7 protein-coding genes are annotated in these 10,705 nt (G+C 51.8%); 2 read left to right on the top strand and 5 right to left on the bottom strand.

Annotated elements, in window-relative coordinates:
* The first annotated feature begins 10 nt into the window (after positions 1–10).
* The gene (locus tag J6J28_RS05220) at positions 11–1,057 is read left to right on the top strand and encodes a Glu/Leu/Phe/Val dehydrogenase dimerization domain-containing protein (RefSeq protein ID WP_301720266.1); all 1,047 of its coding nucleotides are present in this window, start codon (positions 11–13) and stop codon (positions 1,055–1,057) included.
* A gap of 3 nt (positions 1,058–1,060) precedes the next feature.
* Here J6J28_RS05220 and ydiJ read toward each other — a convergent pair whose 3' ends face one another.
* Together ydiJ and ppsA are read right to left on the bottom strand one after the other, a co-directional pair.
* On the bottom strand, positions 1,061–4,108 hold the full coding sequence (gene ydiJ / locus J6J28_RS05215) for a D-2-hydroxyglutarate dehydrogenase YdiJ (RefSeq protein ID WP_418055173.1): 3,048 nt from the start codon (positions 4,106–4,108) through the stop codon (positions 1,061–1,063).
* Between the two features lie 49 nt (positions 4,109–4,157).
* Positions 4,158–6,539 (bottom strand): phosphoenolpyruvate synthase, encoded by a 2,382-nt coding sequence (gene ppsA / locus J6J28_RS05210; protein ID WP_301720264.1) that lies wholly within the window; start codon positions 6,537–6,539, stop codon positions 4,158–4,160.
* 118 nt (positions 6,540–6,657) lie between these two features.
* Between ppsA and ppsR the strand changes: the two genes are divergently transcribed.
* Positions 6,658–7,482: a posphoenolpyruvate synthetase regulatory kinase/phosphorylase PpsR gene (gene ppsR, locus J6J28_RS05205; RefSeq protein WP_301720263.1), complete on the top strand. Its 825-nt coding sequence runs from the start codon at positions 6,658–6,660 to the stop codon at positions 7,480–7,482.
* Between the two features lie 10 nt (positions 7,483–7,492).
* Here ppsR and J6J28_RS05200 read toward each other — a convergent pair whose 3' ends face one another.
* Genes J6J28_RS05200 through htpX form a run of 3 tightly spaced genes read right to left on the bottom strand, consistent with a single transcriptional unit; the run spans position 7,493 to position 10,586 of the window.
* Positions 7,493–8,302, bottom strand: a complete 810-nt coding sequence (locus J6J28_RS05200; protein ID WP_301720262.1) for a DUF1338 domain-containing protein — start codon at positions 8,300–8,302, stop codon at positions 7,493–7,495.
* Positions 8,303–8,329: 27 nt separating this feature from the next.
* On the bottom strand, positions 8,330–9,688 hold the full coding sequence (locus tag J6J28_RS05195; protein WP_301720261.1) for a class II 3-deoxy-7-phosphoheptulonate synthase: 1,359 nt from the start codon (positions 9,686–9,688) through the stop codon (positions 8,330–8,332).
* Positions 9,689–9,707: 19 nt separating this feature from the next.
* Positions 9,708–10,586 carry a protease HtpX gene (gene htpX / locus J6J28_RS05190; RefSeq protein ID WP_301720260.1) on the bottom strand — a complete coding sequence of 293 codons (879 nt, stop codon included), beginning with the start codon at positions 10,584–10,586 and terminating at the stop codon, positions 9,708–9,710.
* Positions 10,587–10,705: the final 119 nt, after the last annotated feature.

Below are 10,705 nucleotides of genomic sequence, written 5' to 3'. Positions count from 1 at the left end.
AATATCAGTCATGTCTCTATTTGAGCATCAAGAGTTCGACCAGCACGAGCAAGTCGTGTTCTGTCATGACAAGGAAACTGGATTAAAGGCGATTATTGCCATCCACGATACCACTTTAGGTCCATCGTTAGGCGGTACCCGTCTGTGGAACTACGCTTCGTCAGCTGAGGCCCTTACGGACGTATTGCGCCTGTCGCGCGGTATGACCTATAAGAGCGCACTTGCTGGCTTACCGCTTGGTGGTGGTAAAGCCGTCATCATCGGTGATGCAAAAACCATTAAGTCGGCGGAACTGTTTCGTGCCTACGGTCGTTTCATCAACTCACTGAGCGGCCGTTATATTACTGCCGAAGACGTCAATATTCGTACCAGTGATATCGCCATCGTGGCCGAAGAAACCGACTATGTTGCCGGTACTGAAGCCAAAGCCGGTGATCCTTCACCACATACAGCGTTAGGGACTTATCTTGGTCTGAAAGCGGCGGCAAAGCATAAGCTTGGTTCTGAAGATCTCGCCGGTGTGACCATCGCCATCCAGGGCCTTGGTGCCGTGGGCTATGACTTTGCTGCCTACTGTGCAAAAGAAGGCGCTAAACTTTTTGTCACCGACATCAATGAAGAAGCCTGTCAGCGCGCAGCTCAGGAATTAGGTGCGACAGTAGTAGGACTGGATGACATTTACGGTCTGGATGTTGATGTCTACGCCCCCTGTGCATTAGGTGCGACCATCAACGATGACACCCTGCCGCAACTAAAAGCGAAGATTATTGCCGGTAGCGCCAATAATCAGCTGGCGACGCCAGCACACGATAAGAAAGTGATGGAAAAAGGCATTCTTTATGCGCCTGACTATGTTATCAACGCCGGCGGCGTGATCCACGTCTGCAGTGAAGCCGCGAACATGAGCCGCGAAGAAACAGACAAACGCGTTCGTGATATTTACGGCACACTGGACACCATCTTTACCCGTTCTACAGCGGAGCAACGCCCAACAGGCGAGATCGCTGATGAACTGGCGCGTGAAGTTATCGCTAAAGCAAAAGCTGCTAAGCAATAAGCTTCAACGCAGTAGTTTTGCCAAAAGCTGCACCGGGTGCTCAACCTGTTGCAGCTTTTTTGTTTCCATAGAAGCAAAACGGTGGCTCTGGCAGCGACATGAAAACCCCGTCACCAGCGGCTTTTCGCTGACTGCGAGCGCGTCTTTCCAGCTCATTTCAAATAACTTTTCGCTGTTTTCCTGTTGCTCTTTTTCGTGCCCATAGGTACCTGCCATGCCGCAACAGCCAGTGGCAACAACAGCTACCTGCGCGCCGACAGTGCTAAACAGCTGTTGCCAGATTTTACCAGTGGTGGGTAAGGCAGTTTGCTCGGTGCAATGCACGAACAGTTGCGCTGCTATGGCAGACTGCGTCGTCGCTGCCGCCAATCGCTGCTGCTGTTCGGCCAACCATTCCTGTGGCAATGCTACCGTAAAACGAACCTCTTCTGCTGCATATTCATGGTATTCGTCACGCATACAGAGCACGGTCGAAGCATCCATGCCGACCAGCGAAAAGCCCGCATCGGCCAGCTGGTTTAATTGCTGAGTGACCCGGGTTGCGGTGCGCTTAAACTGGCGCAAAAAGCCCTTCACGTGTTGTCCCTTACCGTTACCAATAAAGTTCAGCAATACCGGTTCGTAGCCTAAGCTGGCAATCACCTGCCCCATAGCTTCGACGACATCGGCCTGGTAAAAACTGGTGAAAGGATCCTGAACCACGACCACCTGACGCGCTGCTGCGCCCGGCTCCTGTGCAAGCAGTTCGCTGACACCCGCACGACGCCAATGCTGCTGTGTCCAGCGTTTATTTAAACTCGGTGCAGACAAACGCGGGGTATCGACGTAACCAAGCACGCGATCGAACAGCCATTGGCTGACAGCATTGTGCGTGAGTGCATTACTTAAGCGTGGCAGTTTCGCCATCAGGGGGGCGGTATCTTCGATACTTGCCACCAGATGATCACGTAACGGCCGGCGGTACAGTTGGTAATACCACTGCAAGAATTTAGCCCGGAAAGATGGCACATCAACCTTTACCGGGCACTGGCTGGCACAGGCTTTACATGCCAGACAGGCATCCATCGAGGCTTTCACCTGGTGATTGAAGTCACGCTGATTGCCGCTGTTTTTTCTGTCGCGCAACAGCCATGAGCTGCGTTGGGGTGGCTGACTGACATCAAGGCCTGCATTTGCATTCAGTCGTAACCATTCCCGAATTAAGGTCGCACGCCCTTTTGGCGAATAACGCCGATCACCGCTGACCTTGTAAGACGGACACATAGGTGAGTCCTTGGCATAGTTAAAGCACAAACCATTACCATTACAGTTCATTGCGGCTGCATAATTCTCACGTACCGCCTGCGACAGCTGCCGATCGTAATAGCCACGCTTACGCGCATCCACCGACACCAGCTCTGCTGTTGGGTGTCCGAACGGCGTCGCTAGCTTACCCGGGTTCAGACGGTTGTCGGGATCAAAAGCCGCTTTAATTTTCTGGATTTCCGGATAGAGTTCAGGGCCGAAAAACGTCGGCGCATATTCAGAGCGATAGCCTTTACCATGCTCACCCCACATCAGACCACCAAACTTAGCCGTTAATTGTGCCACCTGATCGCTAATTTTGCGCAGCAAGCGTTCATCAGCAGGGTCTTTCATATCAAGCGCTGGTCGCACGTGGAGTACACCCGCATCAACATGGCCGAACATGCCATAGCTTAATTGGTAGCCATCCAGCAGCTGGCGAAACTCGCTGATAAAATCCGCCAGTGATTCTGGCGGCACCGCAGTGTCTTCGGCAAAGGCGATGGGTTTTCGCTCGCCTTTTACTGCACCCAGGAGGCCAACGGATTTTTTCCGCATGGCGTAAATCATCTGAATACTCTGTGCGTCGCGACAAACCTTATAACCTACCACGCCATGGCGATGATCGCCTGCAGCCAGTTCAGCATCCAGCGATGCCAGAAGATGTTGCAGTTTCGCTTCAATTTCAGCTTCATCAACAGCGGTAAATTCCACCATGTTGATGCCATCCATGGGCTGATCCACCTGCCCTTCAGACAAATGTTCCTGCACGCTATGCCAGATGATGTCATTTCGCGCGAGATCAAGCACAGTGCTGTCGATGGTTTCCACCGAGGTCGCATTCGCCTTGATCATGACCGGCGCATGGCGCAGCGCAGCATCAAAGTTACGGTAGCTGATATTCACCAGCACTTTGTGGCGGGGAATTCGGGTTAAATTAAGCGTTGCTTCGGTAATAAACGCCAGTGTTCCTTCGGATCCGGCCAACAGCCGCGACAGGTCCAGAGTGTTACTTTCCGGATGGTAGCAATGCTTCAGGTCATAGCCGGTAAGGAAGCGATTCAATGCCGGGAACTTAGCTTCAACGGCACTGCGCTTATCAACGCAGCTGGCCAATGCCTGCCGATACAGAGCAGCTTCCATGCCCTCGCCAGCCGCTTTAGCCTGAGCTTCAACAAGCGGTACTGGCCCGGTTTCAATGACTTCGCCGTTTACCAACACCGCTTCTAAACCGAGAATGTGATCACTGGTTTTACCGTAAACCAGAGAGCCCTGCCCCGAGGCATCGGTATTTATCATGCCACCTAGAGTCGCGCGGTTACTGGTCGACAAATCAGGGGAAAAAAACCAGCCTCCGTGACGCACGGCATCGTTAAGTTCGTCTTTGATCATGCCGCTTTGGCAGCGCACCCAACCCTCGTTCAGGTCGCTGTCGAGCAGACCTTTGAAGTAACGACTGAGATCGATAATGACGCCCTGGCTAAGGCTTTGACCGTTGGTACCAGTACCGCCGCCGCGGGGGCTGAATTGCAGGCTCAGAAAGGCATCTTGCTGGCCCACTCGCAAGGCTAACTGCAGATCTGCCGTCGTACGCGGGTAAAGTACGGCTTGTGGGAGTTGCTGGTAAACACTGTTATCAGTGGCCGCAATCAGTCGGCCACCGTAACTTTCATCAATATCACCTGTAAAACCAGCTTGTTCTAACGCACCAAGATAACGTCGATAAACAGGCTCAGGTGCTGCATAGTCATCGCGTACCGATAGCACCTGTGCTGCTGTGTTTGCCAAGTGAAACTCCTCGCCGTAGCCTTAAATGTTAGTGTGCCTGTTTGGCAAGATACAACCAGGTATCCACCACAGTATCTGGATTCAGTGATACGGAGTCGATGCCCTGTTCGACCAGCCACTGGGCAAAATCAGCGTGATCTGAAGGTCCCTGACCACAAATACCAACGTATTTACCTTTCTTCTTCGCCGCCTGAATCGCCATCGCCAGCATCGCCTTCACCGCTTCATTGCGCTCATCGAAAAGGTGTGCAATCACGCCCGAATCACGGTCAAGGCCCAGCGTCAGCTGCGTCAGGTCATTCGAACCGATGGAGAAGCCATCGAAAATATCCAGGAACTGTTCTGCTAACAACGCATTGGAAGGCAGTTCACACATCATAATGACGCGCAATCCATCCTCGCCCTGTACCAGACCTTCTGCGGCAAGCAGCTCAATGACCTTGCGTCCTTCTGCCAATGTTCTGACGAAAGGAATCATGATTTCGACATTGCGTAAGCCCATATCGTTACGGACCCGCTTGATCGCTTCACACTCCATCGCAAAACAATCACGGAACTCTTCCGAAATGTAACGCGAGGCGCCACGGAAACCGAGCATAGGGTTTTCTTCATGAGGCTCGTATTGACGGCCACCTACCAGGTTGGCGTATTCGTTGGATTTAAAATCTGACATACGCACAATCACCCGCTCCGGTGAGAACGCTGCGCCGAGGGTGGCAATACCTTCCACCAGTTTCGCAACGTAATATTCGCGTGGTGACGAGTAGCCGGCCATAAATTCGCTGATCTGAGCTTGCAGTTCCGGCGTTTGCTGATCGAAATTCAACAAGGCTTTGGGGTGCACGCCAATCATGCGATTAATAATAAATTCAAGCCGAGCCAAGCCGACACCAGCGTGTGGCAGGCCAGCGAAATCAAAGGCCCGATCCGGATTCCCCACATTCATCATGATTTTCAGGGGCAAGTCTGGCATATCGCCAATGTCCGAACGGTTCACCTCATAATCAAGTTTGCCGTCATAGATAAAACCGGTATCGCCTTCAGCACAAGACACCGTTACTGCCTGTCCGTCTTTCACCAGGTCGGTGGCATCGCCGCACCCGACAACTGCCGGGATACCCAGCTCGCGGGCGATAATGGCGGCATGGCAGGTGCGGCCACCACGATTGGTGATGATTGCCGCAGCGCGCTTCATGATCGGCTCCCAGTCAGGATCCGTCATGTCCGTGACCAGCACGTCGCCCGGCTGTACCTGGTCCATTTCAGCGATAGAATTCAGCACCCGCGCAACACCGCTACCAATCCGCTGACCGATCGCGCGACCCGTAGCAATCACATCACTTTTCTGAGCCAGGCTAAAACGTTCTACCGCTTGGCTGTTCTTGTTGGACTGCACCGTTTCCGGGCGTGCCTGAACAATATAAAGCTTGCCGTCAATACCATCTTTGGCCCATTCAATATCCATTGGCCGACCATAATGCTCTTCAATAATGACCGCCTGACGCGCTAAATCTTCAGTTTCCTCATCGCTAATGGAAAACTGCCGGGACTGCTCGACCGGAATATCGACGATGTCGGTTTGCTTACCGTGCTCATCGCTCTCTGAGTAGATCATCTGGATCTTTTTACTGCCCAGGTTACGGCGCAATACCGCTGGGCGCTTGGCTTTCAGAGTCGGCTTGTGAACATAAAATTCATCTGGGTTTACCGCGCCCTGCACGACCATTTCGCCCAGTCCGAATGATGAAGTGATGAAGACCACATCATCAAAACCTGATTCAGTGTCGATAGTGAACATCACACCTGAGGCCGCAATATCGCTGCGAACCATGCGCTGGATGCCGGCAGAAAGCGCGACGCCGCGGTGGTCATAGCCCTGATGGACGCGATAGGAAATCGCACGATCATTAAACAGTGAGGCAAAAACGTGCTTGATCGCTTCCATAATCTGATCGATACCGCGCACGTTTAAAAAGGTTTCCTGCTGACCGGCAAAGGATGCATCGGGCATATCTTCGGCGGTCGCGGAGCTGCGCACAGCGAAACTGACTTCTTCATTGCCACCGCTCAGTTCCTGATAAGCGGCACGAATCGCTTTATCCAGCTCAGGCTGAAATGGCGTGTCGATGACCCACTGGCGAATGCGGCTGCCCGCCTCACTCAACGCTTTTACGTCGTTGGTATCCAGATCGTCAAGCAGAGCGTGAATACGATCGTTCACACCCGATTGCTCAAGGAATTCATTAAAGGCTTCTGCGGTGGTCGCATAGCCATTGGGGACGACAACACCGGCGCCGGCCAGGTTACTGATCATTTCACCGAGCGACGCGTTTTTACCACCTACGCGGCCTACATCGTTCATCCCTAATTGATCATACCAAAGTACGTAGTCGGTTACGTTTTGTTGCACGTGTCATTCCTCGTCATTGGAGAGCCTCGCCGTTCAGGCGTCAGATGGCATAACATTTTACACGTTAGCGACGAAAAGGTTAAGATTCATCAAGCATTTCTAGTCAGAGAACCCATTCATGAGAACTATTTTCTATATCTCCGACGGCACCGCATTGACCGCTGAAGCATTTGGCCGGGCGATGTTGTCGATGTTTCCGCTAAAAGTCGAACATAAAACGCTGGCGTTCGTTGATTCGATCACCAAAGCCGAACAAGCGGTCAGCAAAATAAATGCAGCCTACGAGGCGTCCGGGGAACGACCTATTATTTTCCATACCTTCGTCAGTCTGGATCTGAAACGCGTCATTACCTCCTCAAAAGGCAGTAACTATGACTTCCTGGATTATTTTGTGGCGCCATTGAGTGCAGAGCTGGAAATGGAAGCGCGCCCCAAAACCCACCGTACCCACGGCATTCAGGAAAACGGCGTGCGCGATAGTTACGACAGCCGCATCGAAGCAGTGAATTACTCTCTGGCTAATGACGACGGCAGCAACATCTCCGACTATGATCAAGCGGATATTATTCTGCTGGGTGTGTCGCGCACCGGAAAAACCCCTACCAGTCTGTATCTGGCTCTTCATTACGGCATTAAGGCTGCGAACTACCCATTAACTGAAGATGACAATATGGAAAGTCTGCAGTTGCCCAAGCCGCTGCGTCCGCATCGTCACAAGATCTTTGGTTTGACTCTGGAAGCTCAACGCCTGCATGAGATCCGCAGTAAGCGTCGCGAGGGGTCACGCTACGCATCAATGCAGCAGTGCCGGTTTGAATTGCAGGAAGTAGAAAAAATGTACCGCCGCGAAGCAATCCCTTTTCTGGATTCAACGCGCTTTTCAGTAGAAGAGATTGCCGCCAAGATCCTCGCCGAGACGAATCTTGAACGGCATCACTATTGACGGGTCAGCGTTATTCCGCTGTAGCGCGTGCGTCAGTGCTCTCAAAGATCTTGTCAGCTGAAGCAGCGACGAAGCCGGTGTAAAGTTTGTTGGGCGCTACTTCGTAGCGTTTAGCAAACTCATAGAAACAGCTTGGGATAACTTTTTCCATGTCGCTGAAGCGCACTGCAGTCTGATCTGCCATGGTCGATGACTGCTCCAGGTAAACATCTGGCGAGCCTTTAATTTCGCCACCTGAGCTATTCAGACGAAAGCCTGCAGTTTTCAGGGTCTGATTGACCTGCTCTAAGGATTCAAAATCGGGTAACTCATTCACATTAACAGTGAAGTGATTGGCCCGGAAGCCAAAGGCAGCCATCCACGCGGCATACTCACTTTCTTCCAGCAAACGCTCGTAATCGCCGCTGCTGATCTGCCAGTGCTTACCAGAATATAAGAATTCCGGTTTTGCAACTGCGTCAGCATCAATTTGAGCGACCAGCTGCTTCACAATATCCTGCAACTCAGGTGAAAATTCTTCCACCAGCAGTTCACTAATAAAGATCTTAGGCAACTGTGGGTCATCATGCTCAAAGTGCTTTGCCACCAAACGTTTAGCTTCAAACTTATAGTCACCACAGGCTTTATAGCCCATAGCTTCAAAGTGCTTCGCTAAAGTTTCGAGACGCACTGGCGCTAAGTTAAAGGTACGAAACGCAACATGGTCGTTGATAATTTCGCGGCCCTGGCCCAGTACCTGATGTACTTTTGCTGCCGAAGGCGTGAGTTTGATGTAATCGTTCCAAAGGTCATCGAAAAACTGCTCAACCTGTTGTGACATATACTGCTTAAACCTCGAAAATGTCGTTTAGCCGCGGCCTTGACGTGCCTCACGGAGAGAATCTGCCACCAAAAATGCAAGTTCCAGCACCTGGTCGGCATTCAAACGCGGATCGCACTGGGTACGATAGCGTTGCGTCAAATCTTGTTCACTAATCTGATAGGCACCACCGGTGCATTCAGTTACGTCTTCGCCGGTCATCTCAAGATGGACCCCACCTGGGTAGGTTCCCTCGGCCTGATGAACCGCAAAGAACTGGCGTAATTCCTGATGTATGGCGTCAAAGTTCCGGGTTTTCAAGCCGTTTTCAGCTTTGACGGTGTTGCCATGCATAGGATCGCTCGACCACACAACGTTGCGGCCTTCAGCTTTTACGCGTCGCACTAAGGCAGGTAATGCATCGGCCAGGTTTCCAGCACCCATGCGCGTAATGAGCGTCATCCGGCCCGGTTCGTTGTCTGGATTCAGTGCATCAAGCAACTGAATCACATCATCCGGCTTAGTGGTCGGACCTATTTTAACACCAATTGGGTTATGAATGCCACGCATGAACTCCACGTGCGCATGATCCAACTGCCGTGTGCGCTCACCAATCCACACCATGTGGGCTGAGCAGTCGTAAGGCAAACCGGTTAGGGTGTCGGTGCGGGTTAAAGCTTCTTCATACGGCAGCAACAAGGCTTCGTGCGAAGTGAACAACTGTGTTTCGTGAATGGTTGCGTTCGTTTCAGCGGTAATGCCCATGACTTCCATGAACTTCAACGCCGACTGAATCTGCTCCGCCACTTTCAGGTATTGATCCTTCAGCGGATTCGCAGCAACAAAACTCATGTTCCATTTGTGAACCTTATGCAGATCAGCCAAACCACCCTGAGCAAAGGCACGCAATAAGTTCAGGGTCGCCGCGGAGTGATGATAAGCCTGTACCATGCGTTGCGGATCAGGTTGTCGCGCCGCTGCCATAAATTCAGAACCATTGATAATGTCGCCGCGGTAACTTGGCAACTCAGTACCATCGATGCTTTCCAGATCACTCGACCGGGGCTTGGCATACTGGCCGGCCATACGCGCGACCTTAGTTACCGGACACGAGCCGGCAAAGGTCAGCACCACGGCCATCTGCAGGATGACTTTAAAGGTGTCACGAATCTTTGGCGCATTGAAGTCAGCAAAAGACTCGGCACAGTCACCGCCTTGCAAAAGGAAGCCCTGCCCTTGACTGACACGCCCTAATTGCTTACGCAACGCCCTGATCTCTTCAGCAAAGACTAACGGTGGATAGGTTTTGAGTTGATGTTCGACCGTTCTTAGTTGCTCAAGATCCGTGTAATTTGGTTGTTGTTGGATCGCTTTTTCGCGCCAACTCCGCGAACTCCAATTCGTCATGATGATCCTTTCTTACTGCTTAGCGTGTCATGTGTTCCAGTGCGGCGATCCGTTTTGCCAACGGCGGATGGCTCATAAAAAGTTCACTGAATCTGCGTTTACTCTGAATACCAAAGGCATGCATGCTGCCGTCGAGTTGTGATTCCTGTGCATTCTGCAGCCGGTGTAACGCGGCAATCATTTTATGCCGGCCACAAAGTTGCGCTGAGCCAGCGTCCGCGCGATATTCGCGCTGCCGTGAGAACCACATTACGATAATACTTGCCAGAATACCGAATACAACCTCTAACACCATGACAATTGCAAAATAAGCAAGGCCGCCGAGACCTTGGCCACTCTGCGAATTACTGCGCGTAGCGTTATCGATAATTGATGCGATGACGCGGGCAAAGAAAATCACAAAGGTGTTCACCACGCCCTGAATCAAGGTCAGTGTTACCATGTCACCGTTGGCGATATGGCTGATTTCGTGTGCCAGTACCGCCTCCACTTCATCCTGGCTCATTTGTCGTAACAAGCCGGTGCTGACCGCTACCAGCGAGCTCTTTTTACTGGCTCCGGTGGCAAAAGCATTGGGCTCCGGCGAATCATAGACTGCCACCTCAGGCATCGGAATGCCCGCCTGCTGCGCCTGTCGTGCCACGGTTTGCAGCAACCAGCGTTCGGTTTCATTGCGCGGTGTTTCAATGGTTTGCGCCCCGACACTGCGTTTCGCCAACCATTTAGATAACGCCAGAGAAATAAAGGCACCACCAAAACCGAACGCGGCGGCGAAGATAAAGAGACCTGTATAACCAGAAGGATCCATGCCCATGGCCGGCAGGACCAAATTCATGACGACGCCTAAAACGACTAAAATAGCTAAGTTTGTCGCCAAAAAGAGAACGATACGCTGCATGCTGAAAAAACCTCGTTATTTAACAACATTACTACCCGGAATAGGGTGTTAATAGTACCCCATTTCAATCGCTTGGTGACCAACTTTTTGCTAGCATACAGGCACTTTTTAGCGCTTTT

This window comes from Pseudidiomarina terrestris (assembly GCF_030466375.1).
GTDB classification, from domain to species: domain Bacteria; phylum Pseudomonadota; class Gammaproteobacteria; order Enterobacterales; family Alteromonadaceae; genus Pseudidiomarina; species Pseudidiomarina terrestris.
Note: the sequence above shows the minus strand (reverse complement) of the source record. Positions and strands in the feature narration are given on the sequence as shown.

Coding starts and splice junctions, on each gene's coding strand:
- htpX (WP_301720260.1), bottom strand. CDS start 10,586: ATGCAGCGTATCGTTCTCTTTTTGGCGACAAACTTAGCTATTTTAGTC.
- J6J28_RS05220 (WP_301720266.1), top strand. CDS start 11: ATGTCTCTATTTGAGCATCAAGAGTTCGACCAGCACGAGCAAGTCGTG.
- J6J28_RS05200 (WP_301720262.1), bottom strand. CDS start 8,302: ATGTCACAACAGGTTGAGCAGTTTTTCGATGACCTTTGGAACGATTAC.
- ppsR (WP_301720263.1), top strand. CDS start 6,658: ATGAGAACTATTTTCTATATCTCCGACGGCACCGCATTGACCGCTGAA.
- J6J28_RS05195 (WP_301720261.1), bottom strand. CDS start 9,688: ATGACGAATTGGAGTTCGCGGAGTTGGCGCGAAAAAGCGATCCAACAA.